The organism is Eleftheria terrae (assembly GCF_030419005.1).
GTDB classification, from domain to species: domain Bacteria; phylum Pseudomonadota; class Gammaproteobacteria; order Burkholderiales; family Burkholderiaceae_C; genus Caldimonas; species Caldimonas terrae.
This window is the reverse complement of the sequence record NZ_CP106951.1, coordinates 966,274-983,975: the sequence shown is the minus strand read 5'-3', so window position 1 is coordinate 983,975 and position 17,702 is coordinate 966,274. Positions and strand designations below refer to the sequence as shown.

The 17,702-nt window shown below is 68.8% G+C and carries 15 protein-coding genes; 11 read left to right on the top strand and 4 right to left on the bottom strand.

Features of this window, described 5'->3' with window-relative positions; genetic code table 11:
* Positions 1-183: 183 nt before the first annotated feature.
* From N7L95_RS04385 to N7L95_RS04375, 3 genes are all read right to left on the bottom strand, one after another.
* On the bottom strand, positions 184-1,851 hold the full coding sequence (locus N7L95_RS04385) for a PhoH family protein (protein WP_301258601.1): 1,668 nt from the start codon (positions 1,849-1,851) through the stop codon (positions 184-186).
* 176 nt (positions 1,852-2,027) lie between these two features.
* A complete protein-coding gene (locus tag N7L95_RS04380) occupies positions 2,028-2,498 on the bottom strand; it encodes a peroxiredoxin (protein ID WP_301258600.1) in 471 nt (156 codons plus the stop codon).
* Between the two features lie 164 nt (positions 2,499-2,662).
* Entirely contained in the window at positions 2,663-3,043 is a 381-nt protein-coding gene (locus tag N7L95_RS04375) for an Mth938-like domain-containing protein (RefSeq protein ID WP_301258599.1), read from the bottom strand.
* A 157-nt stretch (positions 3,044-3,200) separates the two neighbouring features.
* On the opposite strand from N7L95_RS04375, the gene N7L95_RS04370 reads away from it, so the two are divergent.
* The 11 genes from N7L95_RS04370 to N7L95_RS04320 all read left to right on the top strand — a co-directional run bounded on the left by N7L95_RS04370 (position 3,201) and on the right by N7L95_RS04320 (position 17,319).
* On the top strand, positions 3,201-4,427 hold the full coding sequence (locus tag N7L95_RS04370) for a pyridoxal phosphate-dependent aminotransferase (protein ID WP_301258598.1): 1,227 nt from the start codon (positions 3,201-3,203) through the stop codon (positions 4,425-4,427).
* 61 nt (positions 4,428-4,488) lie between these two features.
* Positions 4,489-5,811, top strand: a complete 1,323-nt coding sequence (locus N7L95_RS04365; RefSeq protein WP_301258597.1) for a homoserine dehydrogenase — start codon at positions 4,489-4,491, stop codon at positions 5,809-5,811.
* A gap of 22 nt (positions 5,812-5,833) precedes the next feature.
* A complete protein-coding gene (thrC, locus tag N7L95_RS04360) occupies positions 5,834-7,240 on the top strand; it encodes a threonine synthase (RefSeq protein WP_301258596.1) in 1,407 nt (468 codons plus the stop codon).
* A gap of 13 nt (positions 7,241-7,253) precedes the next feature.
* Complete coding sequence (gene mobB / locus N7L95_RS04355; RefSeq protein WP_301258595.1) at positions 7,254-7,838, top strand: molybdopterin-guanine dinucleotide biosynthesis protein B; 585 nt, start codon at positions 7,254-7,256, stop codon at positions 7,836-7,838.
* The gene (locus N7L95_RS04350) at positions 7,756-8,991 is read left to right on the top strand and encodes a molybdopterin molybdotransferase MoeA (protein WP_301258594.1); all 1,236 of its coding nucleotides are present in this window, start codon (positions 7,756-7,758) and stop codon (positions 8,989-8,991) included. Before mobB ends, N7L95_RS04350 begins: the two co-directional genes overlap by 83 nt.
* The gene (locus tag N7L95_RS04345) at positions 8,991-9,242 is read left to right on the top strand and encodes a MoaD/ThiS family protein (protein WP_301260065.1); all 252 of its coding nucleotides are present in this window, start codon (positions 8,991-8,993) and stop codon (positions 9,240-9,242) included. The genes N7L95_RS04350 and N7L95_RS04345 overlap by 1 nt, the downstream gene beginning before the upstream one ends.
* A gap of 2 nt (positions 9,243-9,244) precedes the next feature.
* Entirely contained in the window at positions 9,245-9,730 is a 486-nt protein-coding gene (moaE, locus tag N7L95_RS04340; protein ID WP_301258593.1) for a molybdopterin synthase catalytic subunit MoaE, read from the top strand.
* Positions 9,727-10,116, top strand: a complete 390-nt coding sequence (crcB, locus tag N7L95_RS04335; RefSeq protein ID WP_435870057.1) for a fluoride efflux transporter CrcB — start codon at positions 9,727-9,729, stop codon at positions 10,114-10,116. Before moaE ends, crcB begins: the two co-directional genes overlap by 4 nt.
* An 85-nt stretch (positions 10,117-10,201) precedes the next feature.
* Positions 10,202-12,802 (top strand): ATP-dependent chaperone ClpB, encoded by a 2,601-nt coding sequence (gene clpB / locus N7L95_RS04330; RefSeq protein ID WP_301258592.1) that lies wholly within the window; start codon positions 10,202-10,204, stop codon positions 12,800-12,802.
* 296 nt (positions 12,803-13,098) lie between these two features.
* Entirely contained in the window at positions 13,099-14,736 is a 1,638-nt protein-coding gene (nadB, locus tag N7L95_RS04325; protein WP_301258591.1) for an L-aspartate oxidase, read from the top strand.
* Positions 14,737-15,048: 312 nt separating this feature from the next.
* Entirely contained in the window at positions 15,049-17,319 is a 2,271-nt protein-coding gene (locus N7L95_RS04320; protein WP_301258590.1) for an ATP-binding protein, read from the top strand.
* A 15-nt stretch (positions 17,320-17,334) separates the two neighbouring features.
* Here the strand turns inward: N7L95_RS04320 and N7L95_RS04315 are convergent, their stop codons facing one another.
* The gene (locus N7L95_RS04315) at positions 17,335-17,625 is read right to left on the bottom strand and encodes a late competence development ComFB family protein (RefSeq protein ID WP_301258589.1); all 291 of its coding nucleotides are present in this window, start codon (positions 17,623-17,625) and stop codon (positions 17,335-17,337) included.
* Positions 17,626-17,702: the final 77 nt, after the last annotated feature.

Genomic DNA, 17,702 nt, shown 5'->3' with positions numbered 1-17,702 from the left:
CGCGCCTGGGCGCGATCAGGACGACAAAAGGGCCCCGTCATGGGGCCCTTTGCATGAGGAGCCGGCCTTGCACGGCAGGCACAGGGCAGGGCGCGCGGTCGACTCCGCAGGCGGAGTGGCTCATCTCGGAGCCGCGGGCGCCGACGAGCCGGGCCCGTCCCTCGATGGCCGGCGGCCGCCCGGTCAGAGCACCTGGCTTGCGAAATCGGCCAGCCGCGAACGCTCCCCCCGCGCCAGCGTCACGTGGCCGCTGTGCGGCCAGCCCTTGAAGCGGTCCACCGCGTAGGTGAGGCCGGAGCTGCCTTCGGTGAGGTAGGGCGTGTCGATCTGCGCCAGGTTGCCCAGGCAGACGATCTTGGTGCCGGGGCCGGCCCGGGTGATCAAGGTCTTCATCTGCTTGGGCGTGAGGTTCTGCGCCTCGTCGATGATGACGTACTTGCTCAGGAAGGTGCGCCCGCGCATGAAGTTCAGGCTCTTGATTTTGATCTTCGAGCGCACCAGCTCGTTGGTGGCGGCCCGACCCCATTCGCCGGCGCTGGAGTCGGAGCGGGCCAGCACCTCGAGGTTGTCGTCGAGTGCGCCCATCCAGGGCGACATCTTCTCTTCCTCGGTGCCCGGCAGGTAGCCGATGTCCTCGCCCACGGGCACGGTGACGCGCGTCACGATGATCTCGCTGTAGCGCCGCTCGTCGAGTACCTGGCTGAGCCCGGCCGCCAGCGTCATGAGCGTCTTGCCGGTGCCGGCGGTACCGGTCAGCGTGACGAAGTCGCACTCCGGGTCCATCAGGAGGTTGAGCGCGAAATTCTGTTCACGGTTGCGGCCAACCACACCCCAGACGGCGTTCTTCTGGTGGCTGTAGTCCTTCAGCGTCCGCAGCACCGCGGTCTTGCCGGTGATCTCGGTGACCTTGGCATATAGCGGCACGACACCGGGCGCCTCCAGGTAGACGAACTGATTGATCATCAGCGAAGGCACCAGGGGGCCGCTGATGCGGTAGTAGGTCAGGCCGCCTTGCTGCCAGCTCTCCATCGTCTTGCCATGCCGGTCCCAGAAGTCGGGAGGCAGGGGCAGCACGCCGGTGTAGAGCAGGTCGACATCGTCGATCGTCTTGTCGTTGTAGTAGTCCTCGGCCGGCAGCCCCAGGGCACGCGCCTTGATGCGCATGTTGATGTCCTTGGACACCAGCACGACGTCGCGCGTCGGGTGCTGCTGCCGCAGCGACTGCACCACCCCGAGGATCTGGTTGTCGGCCTTGCCTTGGGGCAGGCCCTCCGGCAGCTGCACATTGAGCAGCTGGGTCTGGAAGAAAAGGCAGCCGCCGGCATCCTTGTGGCCGGTCTTGGACAGCGGGATGCCTTCGGGCATCGCGCCGGTGCTGCCGGCCACCAGGCCGTCCAGCTCGCGGCTGACCTGGCGGGCGTTGCGCGCGACTTCCGACATGCCGCGCTTGTGGCTGTCCAGTTCCTCCAGCGTCACCATCGGCAGGTAGATGTCGTGCTCGTCGAAGCGGAACAGCGACATCGGGTCGTGCATCAGCACATTGGTGTCGAGCACGAAGAGCCGCGGCGGTCCTTCGCTGCGTGCTCGCTTGGCGGGCTTGGCCGCGGTGCGCGGCTGCGCTGCCACCGGCGCTGCGGGTGCGGGTGCTGCCTGCTTGGCGGCGGCCTTGGCGGCCGGTTTCACACTGGGGGGCGATGCCGGTTTTTCGCTGGGATCGAACAGATCCAGGACCGCGGGCGAAGCCGGTTCGGACTTGGAAGAGCGCCGGGTGGGCCGCGGCGCTGCCTGGGCATCCAGGTCAGCAAGCGAGAGTACGGTGGCTTTTTTGGCGGGCGGTTTCGGCAGTGGCATTGTGTAGAGACAAAAGCGTCAGGCTGCGAAAACAAAAAAGCCGCACAACAACCTTGTGCGGCTTTGCGGTCATGCAGGAGGTCCAACTCAACGGCATGGACCCATTATGCACAACTCGGTTCGCGGATCAACGCCGGCGCCCCGGCGCCCGGCCCCTCGTTTCGGAGGGCGCAGGCTCAGGCTTTCAGCGCCTTGACGGCCTTCAGCACTTCATCGACATGGCCCGCCACCTTGATGCCGCGCCACTCGTGCACCAGCACGCCATTCGGATCGATGACGAAGGTGCTGCGCTCGATGCCCTTCACCTTCTTGCCGTACATGATCTTGTTCTTCACGACGCCGAACATGTGGCACATCTTTTCTTCGGTATCGGCAATCAGCTCGAACGGCAGTTCCAGGCTCTGCTTGAACTTGTCATGCGAGGCCATGTTGTCGCGCGACACACCGAACAGCACCGCACCGGCCTTCAGGAAGTCCTTGTGCTTGTCGCGAAATTGCATCGCTTCGGTGGTGCAGCCCGGGGTATTGTCTTTAGGATAGAAATACAGGACGACGGTTTGCCCCGCAAATGCCGAAGGCGTGTACTTCACGCCACCGGTCGCGAGCGCTTCAAATTCCGGAAGAGGTTTATTGAGGGCTGGCGTCATGTAGATTTTTTTGAGGGTTGCGCCGGGTCAGGCGTAGCCCCTGATTATACGGCTTCTCGCTTGCCCAGCGTGGCTTGGGCGGGCGGCCGCCGCATGCAAGATGGGGGGATGCAGGGGGATGTGCGGCAGCCCCTGGTGGCGCGCACGGCCACCCCCGCGGCGGCTCAGGCCGGCGCCGCCAGCAGCAGCGCAGCGACCACCGAGCGGCCTTCGGAGATCAGCACGTTGTAGGTGCGGCAGGCGGCGGCGGTGTCCATGGTTTCCATGCCGATGCCGCGCTCCACCAGCGGGCGCAGCGCCTCGGGTCGAGGAAAGCGCAGGCGCGGGCCACTGCCGAACAGCACCACCTCGGGCTGCAGCCGGGCCACCTGCTCGAAGTGCTCGGCTGTCAACTGCAGGGGATCGCTGCAGGGCCAGTCCTCAATGCCGCCGGTGTGTGGCACCAGGATGCTGCGGGTGTGCAGCTGGCCATTGATGGTGACGCCTTCGGGCCCGTGGGCGCCGATGACATTGGCAGAGTCGATGCGGTCGGGTTGCAGCTTCACGGCGGGTTCGCTCGAGTCGGTCGGAAGGGCGGAGGGGAGGGCGCCAGCACACCGGAAAAGCCGCGGCAGCGGCAGGGGGGCTGTGGTTAAATTATAGGTTTTGCGCTGCAGCATTCGCTTCAGTTCTGCGCTTGTCACCGTCGTGCCGGAGGTTTCCTTGAAATCCATCTCCAAGTCCGCCAAGCTGGCCAATGTCTGCTACGACATCCGGGGTCCGGTGCTGGAGAAGGCCCGGGCCATGGAGGAAGAGGGCCACAAGATCATCAAGCTGAACATCGGCAACCTGGCGGTGTTCGGCCTGGAGCCGCCCGACGAGATCGTGCAGGACATGATCCGCAACATGCCGCACACGGCCGGCTATACCGATTCCAAGGGCCTGTTCGCGCCGCGCAAGGCGGTGGTGCACTACACCCAGGAGAAGGGTGTGCGCGGCGTGACGGTGGACGACGTCTACCTGGGCAACGGCGCGTCCGAGCTGATCGGCATGTCGCTGAACGCGCTGCTCAACAACGGCGACGAGGTGCTGATCCCCGCACCCGACTATCCGCTCTACACCGCGGTGGTGGCCCTCTCCGGCGGCACGCCGGTGCACTATGTGTGCGACGAGCAGTCGGGCTGGCTGCCCGACATCGAGGACATCAAGCGCAAGATCACGCCCAACACCAAGGCGCTGGTCGTGATCAACCCCAACAACCCGACCGGGGCGCTCTACCCGGTGGAGCTGCTGCAGCAGCTGGTGGAAGTGGCACGCCAGCACCAGCTCATCGTGTTTGCGGACGAGATCTACGACAAGACGCTCTACGACGGCGAAACCCACACCAGCATCGCCTCGCTGGCGGACGATGTGCTGTTCGTCACCTTCAACGGCCTGTCGAAGAACTACCGTTCCTGCGGCTACCGGGCCGGCTGGATGGTGGTGTCGGGCGAGAAGAAGCATGCGCGCGACTACATCGAGGGCCTGAACATGCTGGCCTCGATGCGGCTGTGCTCCAACACCCCGGGGCAGCTGGCCATCCAGACCGCGCTCGGGGGCTATCAGAGCATCAAGGACCTGGTGGCGCCAGGCGGCCGGCTGTGCCGCCAGCGCGACCTGGCGCACCAGCTGCTCAGCGACATCCCGGGTGTCAGCTGCGTCAAGCCGAAGGCGGCGCTCTACATGTTCCCGCGGCTCGACCCGCGGCTCTACCCGATCGCCGACGACCAGCAGTTCGCCTACGAGCTGCTGGCCGAGGAGAAGGTGCTGATCGTGCAGGGCACCGGCTTCAACTGGATGCAGCCAGACCACTTCCGGCTGGTCTTCCTGCCCAATTCCGACGACCTGACCGAGGCCATCGGCCGCATTGCGCGCTTCCTGGAGCAGTACCGCAAGCGCCATTCGTATTGAGCGAAGCGCGCGGCGGCCCGTCATCCGTTTCCATTCCCTGGTCCCTTACCACCGAGTTCCTATGAAACCCATCCGCATCGGCTTGTTGGGCGCCGGCGTTGTCGCCAGCGGTGTCGTCAAGGTCCTGGAGCGCAACCAGGCCGAGATCCGTCGCCGGGCCGGCCGTGGCATCGAGGTCGCCCGCGTGGCGGCCCGCTCGCCGGAGAAGGCGCGCAGCAGCCTCGGCAGCACGGTCGAGATCGGTAGCGACTTCGATGCGGTCGTGACCGACCCGGCAATCGACATCGTCGTCGAGCTGATCGGCGGCACCACCCGGGCACGCGAGCTGGTGCTCAAGGCCATTGCCTCGGGCAAGCATGTGGTCACCGCCAACAAGGCGCTGCTGGCGGTGCACGGCACCGAGATCTTCGCCGCCGCCAGCCAGCAGGGCGTCATGGTGGCCTTCGAGGCCGCGGTGGCCGGCGGCGTGCCCATCATCAAGGCGCTGCGCGAAGGCCTGACGGCCAACCGCATCCAGTGGATCGCCGGCATCATCAACGGCACCACGAACTTCATCCTGAGCGAAATGCGCTCCAAGGGCCTGGACTTCGACGTGGTGCTGAAGGAGGCCCAGCGCCTGGGCTATGCCGAGGCCGACCCCACCTTCGACATCGAGGGCGTGGACGCGGCCCACAAGGCCACCATCATGAGCGCCATCGCCTTCGGCATCCCGGTGCAGTTCGACAAGGCCTATGTCGAGGGCATCTCGCGCCTGCAGGCAGCCGACATCACCTATGCGGAGCAGCTGGGCTACCGCATCAAGCTGCTGGGCATCACCAAGCGGCGCGACGACCTGGCCAGCGGCGGCATCGAGCTGCGGGTGCACCCGACGCTGGTGCCCGAGAAGCGCCTGATCGCCAATGTCGAAGGCGCGATGAACGCGGTGGTGGTGCATGGCGATGCGGTGGGCTCGACCCTCTACTACGGCAAGGGCGCTGGCTCGGAGCCGACCGCCTCGGCGGTGGTGGCCGACCTGGTCGACGTGACCCGCCTGCACACGGCCGATCCCGACCACCGGGTGCCCCACCTGGCCTTCCAGCCTGACGCGCTGGACAACACGCCGATCCTGTCGATCGAGGCGGTGGTGACCGCCTTCTACCTGCGCCTGCGGGTGGCCGACGAAGCCGGCGTGCTGGCCCGCATCACGGGCATCCTGGCCGAGCACGACATCTCCATCGATGCCGTGCTGCAGCGCGAGGCCGGCGACGACGAGAACCAGACCGACCTCATCATCCTGACGCACGACACGCAGGAAGGCCGCATGAACCGGGCCGCCGAGCAGATGCAGGCGCTGCCGACGGTGCTGCAGCCCATCGTGCGCATCCGCAAGGAAGAACTGAACTGAGCCCGGCAGCGGGGAGACCGACTTGAAGTACATCAGCACGCGCGCCGACCGCACCGAGCGCGGTTTTTCAGAGATCCTGCTGGAAGGCCTGGCGCCCGACGGGGGCCTCTACCTGCCCCAGCGCTACCCGAAGGTCGACGCCGCCATGCTGCAGCGCTGGCGCGGGTTGTCGTATGCGGAGCTGGCCTTCGAGGTGCTGTCGCTCTACATCGACGACATCCCCGCGGCCGACCTGCGCGACATCGTCTCGCGGACCTACACCGAGCAGGTCTTCGGCAGCGCGGCCATCACGCCGCTGAAGCCGCTGGGTGGCGGGGTGCACTTGCAGGCCTTGTCCAACGGCCCGACCCTGGCCTTCAAGGACATGGCGATGCAGCTGCTGGGCAACCTGTTCGAGTACGAGCTGAAGCGCCGCGGCGAGCAGCTCAACATCCTCGGCGCGACCAGCGGCGACACCGGCAGCGCGGCCGAGTACGCGATGCGCGGCAAGCAGGGGGTGCGCGTGTTCATGCTGTCGCCGCACGGCCGCATGAGTCCCTTCCAGCAGGCGCAGATGTTCAGCCTGCAGGACGAGAACATCCATAACCTGGCGGTCGAGGGCGTCTTCGACGATTGCCAGGACATCGTCAAGGCGGTCTCCAACGACCTGGACTTCAAGCGTCGCCACAAGATCGGCACCGTCAACTCGATCAACTGGGCCCGGCTGGTGGCGCAGGTGGTCTACTACTTCGCCGGCTACTTCGGGGCCACGCGGTCGAACGACGAGCGGGTCAGCTTCGCGGTGCCCTCGGGCAACTTCGGCAACATCTGCGCCGGCCACGTGGCCCGCATGATGGGGCTGCCGATCGATCGCCTGGTGCTGGCCACCAACGAGAACGACGTGCTCGACGAGTTCTTCCGCACCGGCACCTACCGGGTGCGCAAGAGTGCCGAGACCTACGAGACGTCGAGCCCGTCGATGGACATTTCCAAGGCATCGAACTTCGAGCGCTTCGTGTTCGACCTGCTGGGCCGTGACGGCGAGCGCACCCGCCGCCTGTTCAAGGAGGAGGTGGAGCTGCACGGCTCCTTCCAGCTGGCGCCGCACGAGTTCGCGCGGGTGGCCGAGTACGGCTTCGTCTCGGGCCGCAGCACGCATGCCGACCGGCTTGCCACCATCCGCACCACCTGGGAGCGTCACGGCGTGATGATCGACACCCACACCGCCGACGGGCTCAAGGTGGCACTCGAGCAGCAGCGCCCCGGCGAGACGATGCTGGTGCTGGAGACGGCGCTGCCGGTGAAGTTCGCCGCCACGATCCGCGAGGCGCTGGGCCGCGAGCCGGAGCGCCCGGCCGCGCTGGAAGGCATCGAGCAGCTGCCCAAGCGCTTCTCGGTGGTGCCGCCGGACGCGCTGGCCGTCAAGGACTACATCGCGCGGCACTGCTGAGCCGGCGGCTGCCATGAAGGTGCTCGGCTTCTGCGGCTACTCCGGCGCCGGCAAGACGACGCTTGTGGAGCAGCTGATCCCGCGGCTGCGAGCGCAGGGCCAGCGGGTCTCGGTGCTCAAGCATGCGCACCACCGCTTCGACATCGACCATCCCGGCAAGGACTCGTGGCGGCACCGCCAGGCGGGCGCCTACGAGGTGGTCATCGCCTCCGACCGGCGCCTGGCCAAGGTGCGCGAGTACGAGGTGGAGGCCGAGCCCACCGTGCCGCAACTGCTGGCCGAACTGGCGCCCTGCGACTGGGTGCTGGTGGAAGGCTTCAAGCACGCGGCGCTGCCGAAGATCGAGGTGTGGCGTGCCGCCACCGGCCAGCCGCTGCAGTTCCCGCAGGACCCGTGGATCGTCGCCATCGCCTGCGACCGGCCCGAGGCGCTGCCGCCGGTGCGCGCCTGCCCGGTGCTGGCGCTGGACGATGCCGATGCCATTGCCGCCCATCTGCTGCAGAATGCCGCTAGCTATGAGTACTGCCCCCCGCCCGCCGATGCTGAGCCTGGAAGAGGCCCTGGCGAAGCTGCTTGCGCCGCTGTCGCCGCTCGCTGAGACCGAGTCGCTGCCCACCTTCGAGGCGCTGGGCCGCGTGCTGGCCGAAGACCTGCTGTCCCCGCTCGATGTCCCGCCGCTGGCCAACAGCGCGATGGACGGCTACGCGCTGCGGGCCGCCGAGGTGGCCGACGAAGGTGTGGTGCTGCCGGTGTCGCAGCGCATCGCGGCTGGCCGGCCAGGCGAACCGCTGCAGCCCGGCACCGCGGCGCGCATCTTCACCGGTGCCCCGCTGCCGCCCGGGGCCGACGCGGTGGTGATGCAGGAGCAGGCCCAGCTGCTGGACGATGGCCGGGTGCGCATCGACACCGTGCCGACGCCGCGGCAGTGGGTGCGCGAGCAGGGCGAGGACGTGCGGCGCGGCAGCGTGGTGCTGGCGCGCGGCAGCCGGCTGACGCCCCAGGCACTGGGGCTGGCGGCCACGGTGGGGGCGGCCCGCTTGACGGTCGTCAGGCGCCCCCGGGTGGCCCTGTTCTCCACCGGCGACGAGCTGGCCATGCCCGGCGAGCCGCTGCGCCCCGGCGCGATCTACAACTCCAACCGCTACACGCTGCGCGGGCTGCTGGCGCAGGCCGGCTGCGAGTGCACCGACTTCGGCATCGTGCCCGACAGCCTGGAGGCCACCCGCCAGGTGCTGCGCCATGCCGCCGCGGCGCATGACCTGGTCCTCAGCTCGGGCGGTGTGTCGGTCGGCGAGGAAGACCATGTGAAGCCCGCCATGCGGGCCGAAGGCGCGCTCGACCTGTGGCAGGTGGCCATCAAGCCGGGCAAGCCGCTGGCCTTTGGCCACATCGACCGTGCCGGCGCCAGGCCCTGCTGGTTCCTGGGCCTGCCCGGCAACCCGGTGGCCAGCTTCGTGACCTTCCTGCTGGCGGTGCGGCCGCTGCTGGGCGCGCTGCAGGGTGCCTCCACCACGGCGCCGGAGCCGGTGCTGTTGACCGCCGGCTTCGACTGGCCCAAGCCCGACCGGCGGCGCGAGTTCCTGCGGGTGCGCCGCCAGCCGGACGGCCGGCTGGCGCTGTACCCCAACCAGAGTTCCGGCGTGCTGAGTTCCACCGTCTGGGCCGACGGCGTGGTGGACAACCCGCCGGGCCAGGTGATCCATGCCGGCGATGCGGTGCGCTTCCTGTCGTTCGCGGAGTGGCAGTCGTGATCAAGGTCTTCGTGAAGTACTTTGCCTCCATCCGCGAGGCGCTGGGCCCCGGCGAGTGGGTCGAGTTGCCGGAGGGCGCCAGCGTCGGCCTGCTGCGCGACACGCTGATCGCGCGTTCACCCGCACATGCCGAGGCGCTGGCGCGCGGGCGGGCGGTGCGCGCGGCGCTGCAGCAGCTGATGTGCGAGGAAACCGCGGTGCTGCCCGACGGCGCGGAGGTGGCCTTCTTTCCGCCGGTGACCGGAGGCTGAGCATGGCCGGCCCGCGCGTTTCCATCCAGGCCGAGGACTTCGACCTGTCCGCCGAGGTGGCCCGGCTGCGCGCCGGCGACGCCGGCGTGGGGGCGGTGGTGTCCTTCGTCGGCACCGTGCGCGACGTCAGCGAGGGCGCCGGCGTCAGCCGCATGGAGCTGGAGCACTACCCGGGCATGACCGAGAAAGCCATCGAGGCCATGATCGATGCCGCGCTGCAGCGCTTTCGCATCCACGCGGCGCGGGTGGTGCACCGGGTCGGGCCGCTGGCGCCTGGCGACCAGATCGTGCTGGTGGCGGTCACCTCGGCCCATCGCGGTGAGGCCTTCCAGGCCTGCGAGTTCCTGATGGACTACCTGAAGACCCAGGCGCCGTTCTGGAAGAAGGAGCACACGCCGGACGGCGCTCGCTGGGTGGATGCTCGCAGCGCCGACGATGCGGCGTTGCAACGCTGGGGCATCGCGGCCACCGGCAACGCGGCCGGATGATGGCACTGCCCGCCTGGCCGCACGCGCTGGCGGTATTCGTCGGCGCGGGGCTCGGCGCCTGGCTGCGCTGGGCAGCCGGGCTGTGGCTGAACGCCGCCTGGAGCGGCTTTCCGCTCGGCACCCTGGCGGTCAATTGCGTCGGCGGCCTGCTGATCGGGGCGGCGGCGCTGTGGTTCAGCCGCATGCCGGACGAATTCTGGCGGCTGCTGCTGGTCACCGGGTTCCTGGGCGGGCTCACCACTTTCTCGGCCTTCTCGGCCGAGTCGCTGCAGCTGCTGCTGGGCGGCCGCTGGGGCTTGGCGCTGGCGCACACCCTGGCGCATGTGGCTGGCGCGCTGGCCGGCGCCGCCCTCGGCTGGCGGTGGATGAAGGCCTGGCTGGGCTGAGCGCAGTCGCCGGGCAGGCGCGCGGCTTGCATCTTGAAACCGCAGCGGCCGCCTTCATTTCCTTCGTCAACGGAGGACCCCACCCATGCGACTCGACAAGCTCACCACCAAGTTCCAGGAAGCCCTGGCGGATGCCCAGAGCCTGGCGTTGGCCCACGACAACCAGTACATCGAACCGGCCCACATCCTGCTCGCCATGCTGCAGCAGGACGAGGGCCCCAAAGCCTTGCTGGCGCGCGCCGGCGTCAACACCTCGGGCCTGGCGAAGGCCACCGAGGCGGCCCTCAAGCGCCTGCCCCAGGTGCAGGGCGCCGAGCAGGTGCAGGCCGGCCGCGAGACGGTCTCGCTGCTGCAGGCGGCCGAGAAGGAGGCGCTCAAGCGCGGCGACCAGTTCATCGCCAGCGAGATGTTCCTGCTCGCGCTCACCGAGTCGAAGGCCGACATCGGGCAGACCGTGAAGGAGTTCGGCCTGACGCGCAAGGCGCTCGAATCGGCCATCGATGCGGTGCGCGGCGGCCAGAAGGTCGACAACGCCGAGGCCGAAGGCCAGCGCGAGGCGCTGAAGAAATACACGCTGGACCTCACCGAGCGCGCCGCCCAGGGCAAGCTCGACCCGGTGATCGGTCGCGACGACGAGATTCGCCGCGCCATCCAGGTGCTGCAGCGGCGCTCCAAGAACAACCCGGTGCTGATCGGCGAGCCGGGCGTCGGCAAGACAGCCATCGTCGAAGGTCTGGCGCAGCGCATCGTCGCCGGCGAGGTGCCCGAGACGCTGAAGAACAAGCGCGTGCTGGTGCTCGACATGGCCGGGCTGCTGGCCGGCGCGAAGTACCGTGGCGAGTTCGAGGAGAGGCTGAAGGCGGTGCTCAAGGAGGTGTCGCAGGACGAGGGCCGCATCATCCTCTTCATCGACGAGCTGCACACCATGGTGGGCGCCGGCAAGGCCGAGGGCGCCATCGACGCAGGCAACATGCTCAAGCCGGCCCTGGCGCGCGGCGAGCTGCACTGCATCGGCGCCACCACGCTGGACGAATACCGCAAGTACATCGAGAAGGACGCCGCGCTGGAGCGCCGCTTCCAGAAAATCCTGGTCGGCGAGCCGAGCGTGGAGGCCACCATCGCCATCCTGCGCGGGCTGCAGGAGAAGTACGAGGTGCACCATGGCGTGGAGATCACCGACCCGGCCATCGTCGCCGCGGCGGAGCTGTCCAACCGCTACATCACCGACCGCTTCCTGCCGGACAAGGCGATCGACCTGATCGACGAGGCGGCGGCCAAGATCAAGATCGAGATCGACTCCAAGCCGGAGGCGATGGACAAGCTCGACCGCCGCCTGATCCAGCTCAAGATCGAGCGCGAGGCGGTGCGCAAGGAGAAGGACGAGGCCTCGCAGAAGCGCCTGGGCCTGATCGAGGACGAGATTGGCAAGCTGGAGCGCGAGTACGCCGACCTGGAGGACATCTGGAAGTCCGAGAAGGCGGCCGCCCAGGGCTCGGCCCACGTGAAGGAAGAGATCGACCGCATCCGCTTCCAGATCGAGGAGTTCAAGCGCAAGGGCGACTTCAACAAGGTGGCCGAGCTGCAGTACGGCAAGCTGCCGGAGCTGGAGAAGAAGCTCAAGGACGCCCAGGCCAAGGAAGCTGGCAAGGCCGAGACCGGCAAGCCGCAGCTGTTGCGCACCCTGGTCGGCGCGGAGGAAATCGCCGAGGTGGTTGCACGCGCCACCGGCATCCCGGTCAGCAAGCTGATGCAGGGCGAGCGCGACAAGCTGCTGCAGATGGAAGCGCGGCTGCACGAGCGCGTGGTGGGGCAGGACGAGGCCATCGTGGCGGTCAGCGACGCCATCCGCCGCTCGCGCGCCGGACTGAGCGACCCGAACCGGCCGTATGGCTCCTTCCTCTTCCTCGGGCCCACCGGCGTGGGCAAGACCGAGCTGTGCAAGGCGCTGGCGAGCTTCCTGTTCGACAGCGAGGAGCACCTGATCCGCATCGACATGAGCGAATTCATGGAGAAGCACTCGGTGTCGCGCCTGATCGGCGCTCCCCCGGGCTACGTGGGCTATGACGAAGGCGGCTACCTGACCGAGGCCGTGCGCCGCAAGCCGTACTCGGTGGTGCTGCTCGACGAGGTGGAGAAGGCGCACCCGGACGTCTTCAATGTGCTGCTGCAGGTGCTCGACGACGGCCGCCTGACCGACGGCCAGGGCCGCACGGTGGACTTCAAGAACACCGTGATCGTGATGACCAGCAACCTCGGCTCCCACCTGATCATGCAGATGCAGGGGCAGCCGTCGGAGCTGATCCGCGACGCGGTGTGGGCCGAGGTGAAGAACCATTTCAGGCCGGAGTTCCTCAACCGCATCGACGAGACGGTGGTCTTCCATGCGCTGGATCAAAAGCACATCGAGAACATCGCCCGCATCCAGCTCAAGGCACTGGAGGCCCGTCTGGAGAAGATGGAGATGAAGCTCGACGTGTCGCCGGCCGCGCTGGCCGAGCTGGCCAAGGTGGGATTCGATCCGGTGTTCGGTGCCCGGCCGCTCAAGCGCGCCATCCAGCAGCGCATCGAGAACCCGGTGGCCAAGCTCATCCTGCAGGGCCGCTTCGGCGCCAAGGACGTCATCCCGGTGGATGTCGAGCTGGGCGAGCAGGGGCCGAGCTTCTCCTTCGAGCGCGTGGTGCACTGAGCCGCGCCGGGCCTTCGCGTGCCAGCCGCCGCGCCTCCTGGGGCCCGGCGGCTTTTTCATGCTGCCGATAGAATCGACCGGCGACTGCCCGGGGGGAGGGCGAGGCCGCACCCGGGCCCTTTTCGTCCTGCCGCGGCAAGGGCAGGGGCGCGGCGGCCGAACAGGAAACGCAAGGACCTGAAGGACCTCTGCGGCCTTGGCGTCTGTGCGTGCCTCCCTGCGTTCCCCGCCTGCAGCGCGAGAAGGATTCGGCAGACGTCCGGGTGGACCCGGCAGCATCGAGCAACAGGACAGGCATGCAAGCGAACACTGAAGCGCCCGTGGTGATCATCGGAGCCGGCCTGGCCGGCCTCACCGTGGCGCTGCACCTGGCCGAGCACCGCCCGGTGGTGGTGCTGGCCAAGCGCAACTTCGAGGAGGCGGCGACCGCCTGGGCACAGGGCGGCATCGTCGGTGTGCTGGGCACCGACGACAGCATCGACAGCCATGTGCGCGACACGCAGGACGCCGGCGCCGGCATCGTCGACGAGCACACCGCCCGCTTCATCGCCGAGCACAGCGCCGACGCGGTCGAGTGGCTGGTGCAGCGCGGCGTGCCGTTCTCGCCCGACCCGAGCGGCCCGCTGGGCCTGCACTTGACGCGCGAAGGCGGCCATGCGGTGCGCCGCATCGCGCATGCGGCCGATGCCACCGGCAAGGCCATCCACGACGTGCTGCTGGCCGAGGTGAGGGCGAACCGCAACATCCGGCTGCTGGAGCGCTGGATGGCGGTGGATTTGATCACCTCCCGCCACCTCAAGCGCGACGAGCCGCCGCGCTGCTACGGCGTCTATGCGCTGGACATCGATGCCGGCCGCGTCGAGACGCTGGCGGCCGCCTCGGTGGTGCTGGCCACCGGCGGCGTCGGCAAGGTCTATCGCTACACCAGCAACCCCGACACGGCCACTGGCGACGGCATCGCGATGGCCTGGCGGGCCGGCTGCCGGGTGGGCAACATGGAGTTCATCCAGTTCCACCCGACCTGCCTCTACCACCCGCAGGAGCGCAGCTTCCTCATCACCGAGGCCTTGCGCGGCGAAGGGGCCCACCTGAAGCTGCCCGACGGCACCCGCTTCATGGCCGCCCACGACCCGCGCGGCGAGCTGGCGCCGCGCGACATCGTGGCCCGCGCGATCGACTTCGAGATGAAGAAGCACGGCGTGGACCACGTGTGGCTGGACGCCACCCACCTGGGCGCCGAGTTCCTGAAGGAGCACTTCCCGACCATCCATGCCCGCTGCCTGCGGCTGGGCATCGACATCACGCGCCAACCCATCCCGGTGGTGCCGGCAGCCCACTACACCTGCGGCGGGGTGGTCACCGACCTGCACGGGCGCACCGACCTGCCGGGCCTCTACGCGGCCGGCGAGGCCACCTACACCGGCCTGCACGGGGCCAACCGGCTGGCCAGCAACTCGCTGCTCGAATGCGTGGTGCTCGGCCGCACGGTGGCCGAGCACATCCGGAGCCATGCGGCGGTGCAGGCCACCACGCTGCCACCCTGGGACGAAAGCCAGGTGGAGGACGCCGACGAGCAGGTGGTGATCGCGCACAACTGGGACGAACTGCGGCTCTTGATGTGGAACTATGTCGGCATCGTGCGCACCACCCGCCGGCTGGAGCGGGCCTTGCACCGCATCAAGCTGCTGCGCACCGAGATTGACGACTACTACGCCAACTTCCGCGTCAGCCGCGACCTGCTGGAGCTGCGCAACCTGGTCGACTGCGCCGAGCTGATCGTGCGCTCGGCCCTGGTGCGGCACGAGAGCCGGGGCCTGCACTACAGCCGCGACTTCCCGCAAACCCTGCCGGTGAGTTTCCCGACCATCCTCGTGCGGCCGGCCGTTCGGCGTGGCGGCAACGGTGCCCCGGCACCCAGCTTCCCCGGCTTCTAGTCGGCGCGTCGAACCGGGCCCGGCCTTCATCTTCATCAAGGCAGTCGGGCCTCGTGCCGCCGGGCTCGCCATCCTCCGTGAAGGGGCGATGTTGTCAACGCCCCTGCACTTGCATGTAATCCAGAGCGAAGGCTGCCGGCGGTGGGCGTTGCCCGACGACCGCTCCAACCGCCGGCTTCAAGCAGGTGCCGCGAGGTACCCAGGGAGGCACAGTGATGCGACCAGGCGAGCCGGAGGCCATGTCCTTCGCCCGATATGGGCAGCGGTGGCTGCAACTGCCCATGGCCAGACGGCTTCAGGGAGGCTGATGCCATGACGGATTTCCTCGACAGTCGCCTGTCCCCCGTCGATCTCGCGCGCTGTGCGACGGAGCCCATCCATGTGCCGGGGGCCATACAGCCGCACGGGCACTTGCTGGCGTGTTCCGAGCCGGACCTGCTGCTGCGGCATGCCAGCGCCGCGCTCGGCCCGCTGCTCGGGCAGCCGCTCGCAGGGCTGCTTGGGCGCGCGCTGGAGGACGTGCTGGGCACCGATGCCGCCGCCGCAGTGCGCGCCGCGCTGATGGACCTGCCTGCCGGGCAGACCTGTGTCGCGAAGATCAAGGTGGCCACTCGGGCCTTCGATGCGACGGTGCATCGCTGGGACGGGCTGGCCATCGTCGAGCTCGAAGATCCGGCTGGCGACCGCCTCGACGCAGGCCTGCTGAACCGGGTGCTCGCGCGCCTGCGGACGGCCAGGACGCTGACCGCGTTGCAGCAGGCAGCGGTGACGGGCCTCAGGGAAATGACCGGCTTCGATCGCGTGATGCTCTACCGCTTCCACCCGGACGAGCATGGCGAAGTGGTGGCCGAGGCCAAGGCCGACGATATCGAACCCTTCCTGGGCCTGCACTATCCGGCGTCGGACATCCCGCGCCAGGCGCGCCAGCTGTACCGCATGAACTGGCTCCGGGTGATTCCCGACGCCAGCTACGAGCCGGTGGCGCTCGAGCCGCCGTTGCGGCCGGATACCGGCGCGCCGGTGGACCTGAGCCACTCGGTGTTGCGCAGTGTCTCGCCGGTGCACCGCGAGTACCTGCGCAACATGGGCCTGCGGGCTTCGATGAGCATCTCCCTGCTGCAGGAAGAACGCTTGTGGGGCCTGGTCGCCTGCGGACATCGCACGCCGCGGCGGCTGTCGGTGGAAGACCGGCTGGCTTGCGAGGCGGTCGGCCGCATGCTCTCCCTGTCGATCGGCGCCTGCGAGACGGTCGAAAACCGCCAGCGCCGCGCCGCCAAGGCGGAGGTGGTCACGGGCGTTTGCGCCGGCATGCGCATGTGCAACGAGAACGCCTGGCAGGCCATGATGCGCTGGCCGCAGGACCTGCTGTCACTGCTCTCGGCCGACGGGGTGGCGGCGCTGGTGGACGGCCATGTCGTGCGGTACGGCCGCTGCCCGGGCGCGGACACCCTGCGGCGCCTGGGCCAGTGGGTGCATGCAGACGCCTTCAGCGAGGAGCCGCTGCAGCTGACGCGGCTGCAGGGCTCATGGCCGGCGGCGGCGGACGCGGCCGACGACACTGGCGGCTGCTGCGGATTGCTTGCGATCACGCTGCCGCGGCCGGAGGCGAACGCGCTGATGTGGTTCCGGCCGGAGGTGGGCAGCACCGTGAACTGGGCCGGCGACCCGTCCAAGAGCGCCCAGCCCGCCAGCGGGGCGCCCGAGGGCATCCTTCGCCCGCGCACTTCCTTCGCCTTGTGGAAGGAGCAGGTGCGAGGCCATAGCGCGCCGTGGCGCGACGACGAGGTCTGGGTCGCGAGCGAACTGCGGCGTTGCGCGGTGGAGCACGACCTGGAGCGGCAGGTGCGGCTGGCCGCTGCGGCGATGGCCGCGCGTGAACGCACGCTCGCCGCCGTCTCGCATGACCTGGTCAACCCGGTGTCGGCGGTCCTGATGAACACCACCCTGGTGCAGCGGGTGGTGAGGCAGGGGGCGCAGCTGTCCAGCGAATCCGTGGCCACCGCCCTGGACGGCATCCTGTACGCGGCCAACCGCATGAAGGTGCTGCTGGGCGATCTGCGCGACTTCGGCAAGCTCGAGGGCGGCGAGTTCGATGCGCGTCCGCAGGCGGTGGACGTGGGGCCGCTGCTGCAGGACGTCTGCCAGATGCACCGGCCGATGGCCACCGGGCAAGGCCAGGCGCTGTCGTGCTCGGCCGAGCCCGGCCTGGTCGCGCATGCCGACCCGGAATGCCTGTTCCGCGTCTTGACCAACCTGATCGGCAACGCCATCAAGTTCTCGCCGCCTGGCGGGCTGGTGCGGGTGTCTGCCGTCCGCCATGGCGCCAGTGTGCGGTTCGACGTCAAGGACACGGGCCGGGGCATCGCCGCTGACCAGTTGCCGCATGTCTTCGAGCTGCACTGGCAGCACGAGGAGACCGCCGCGCAGGGAAGCGGGCTGGGCCTCTACATTGCCCGCGGCATCGTGGAAGCGCATGGCGGGCGGATCTGGGCCAGCAGCGAGCCTGGCCGGGGCAGCGTCTTCAGCTTCACCCTGCCGCTGGGCATGCCGTTGCCGGCCAGCGGGCCCGGCGCGGTGCCCTGACAGCGGCCGCCCGGTTCAGCGCCGCGCCCGCATCGCGACGCGGGCCTGCACGAACTCGTAGGCGAAGCTCACCGCCTCGGCCATGGCCGTCTCCATCTCGGCGCGCTCGCGCTCGGTCAGATAGAAGACCAGATCCACTTCATGGCGGATGTAGCGCGGCGGCAGGCGGTTGAGGGCCACGCATACCACGTCGGGCAGCAAGGCGCTGCCGACATTGGGATATTGCGGGCTGGCCTCGGCCACCGCTTCCATCACCGGGCGCTCGTAGTAGTTGCGGATCGATTCGAAATCGTCGGCACTGCTCATCTGGACTCCTCGACTGCCCCCGCAGTATCGCCCGCCATGCGGGGCCGTCAACCACGGGTAAGCCCATGGCGAGCGCC

Coding starts and splice junctions, on each gene's coding strand:
- N7L95_RS04385 (WP_301258601.1), bottom strand. CDS start 1,851: ATGCCACTGCCGAAACCGCCCGCCAAAAAAGCCACCGTACTCTCGCTT.
- nadB (WP_301258591.1), top strand. CDS start 13,099: ATGCAAGCGAACACTGAAGCGCCCGTGGTGATCATCGGAGCCGGCCTG.
- N7L95_RS04365 (WP_301258597.1), top strand. CDS start 4,489: ATGAAACCCATCCGCATCGGCTTGTTGGGCGCCGGCGTTGTCGCCAGC.
- N7L95_RS04350 (WP_301258594.1), top strand. CDS start 7,756: ATGAGTACTGCCCCCCGCCCGCCGATGCTGAGCCTGGAAGAGGCCCTG.
- N7L95_RS04380 (WP_301258600.1), bottom strand. CDS start 2,498: ATGACGCCAGCCCTCAATAAACCTCTTCCGGAATTTGAAGCGCTCGCG.
- N7L95_RS04315 (WP_301258589.1), bottom strand. CDS start 17,625: ATGAGCAGTGCCGACGATTTCGAATCGATCCGCAACTACTACGAGCGC.
- crcB (WP_435870057.1), top strand. CDS start 9,727: ATGATGGCACTGCCCGCCTGGCCGCACGCGCTGGCGGTATTCGTCGGC.
- moaE (WP_301258593.1), top strand. CDS start 9,245: ATGGCCGGCCCGCGCGTTTCCATCCAGGCCGAGGACTTCGACCTGTCC.
- mobB (WP_301258595.1), top strand. CDS start 7,254: ATGAAGGTGCTCGGCTTCTGCGGCTACTCCGGCGCCGGCAAGACGACG.
- clpB (WP_301258592.1), top strand. CDS start 10,202: ATGCGACTCGACAAGCTCACCACCAAGTTCCAGGAAGCCCTGGCGGAT.
- N7L95_RS04320 (WP_301258590.1), top strand. CDS start 15,049: ATGACGGATTTCCTCGACAGTCGCCTGTCCCCCGTCGATCTCGCGCGC.